Origin of the sequence: Shewanella sp. UCD-KL21 (genome assembly GCF_001957135.1) — a bacterium.
Lineage (GTDB): Bacteria > Pseudomonadota > Gammaproteobacteria > Enterobacterales > Shewanellaceae > Shewanella.
Genome location: NZ_MPHK01000067.1, coordinates 1 through 915, shown reverse-complemented (window position 1 = coordinate 915; position 915 = coordinate 1). Strand labels below are relative to the sequence as shown.

The following is a 915-nucleotide window of genomic DNA, read 5'->3' as shown; positions in this document are numbered from 1 at the left end:
CGACATCAGGTGCGACTGCGGCATCGTTGATTGGGTTAACGGTTAAATCAACACCTGTTGCTACTGTGGTAGTGCCATCAGAGACATCAAAGCTTAAGTCTAAATCGCCATTAAAGTCCGCATCTGGGGTGATGGTGAAGCTGCCATCGGGGTTAGCCACCACGGTGGCATTATCGCCGACGCTGAGGTTTTCAGCGCTTAGGCTGTCACCATCGATGTCAGATGCATTAGCCAGTAATTGCTCTTGGCTTAGGGTAATTGAGCCATCTTCGTCTACCGAGTAAGCGACATTACCATCAACTACTGGGGTATCGTTTACCGCCAGTGTAGTGATGCCCGCAGTAGTTTCTGCAGTGGCGCCATCATCATCGATAACCACTACATCAAGACTAATATCACCGTTGAAGTTCTCGTTTGGTGAGAAGGTCACTGAGCCATCTTCATTGGTGATTAATACACCGTCGGTACCTGAGTAGCTCACACTATCAAGTGAAACCGTGCCGTCCACATCACTAGAGTTGGCCAGCAATTGCTCAGCGCTAATGGTGATTTGGCCATCCTCGTTGACTGTGTAACTTGTGCTGCCTGCAACCGGCGCATCGTTGACATCGGCAACTGCGATATCAATGTTTGCTGGGGTCACAACGGTGCCATCGCTAACACCAAATTCTAATTGCACATCGCCATTGAAGTTTTCGTTTGGCGCAAAGCTATGGGTGCCATCACCATTGTCGGTCAGTACCCCGTCGGTGCCGGTGTAAGTGACTGAATCAATTGATAGGTCATCACCATCGATATCGGTAGCGCCAGCCAGTAGCTGCTCATCGGTAATGATGATAAYGCCGTCTTCATTCATCTCGAATGCGACATCAGGTGCGACTGCGGCATCGTTGATTGGGTTAACGGTTAAATCAA

The 915-nt window shown here is 49.5% G+C and carries 1 protein-coding gene; it reads right to left on the bottom strand.

Features of this window, described 5'->3' with window-relative positions; all coding sequences use genetic code 11:
* On the bottom strand, nucleotides 1-915 hold a 915-nt coding region (locus BM739_RS19870; RefSeq protein WP_139326945.1), incomplete at both ends, for a cadherin-like domain-containing protein.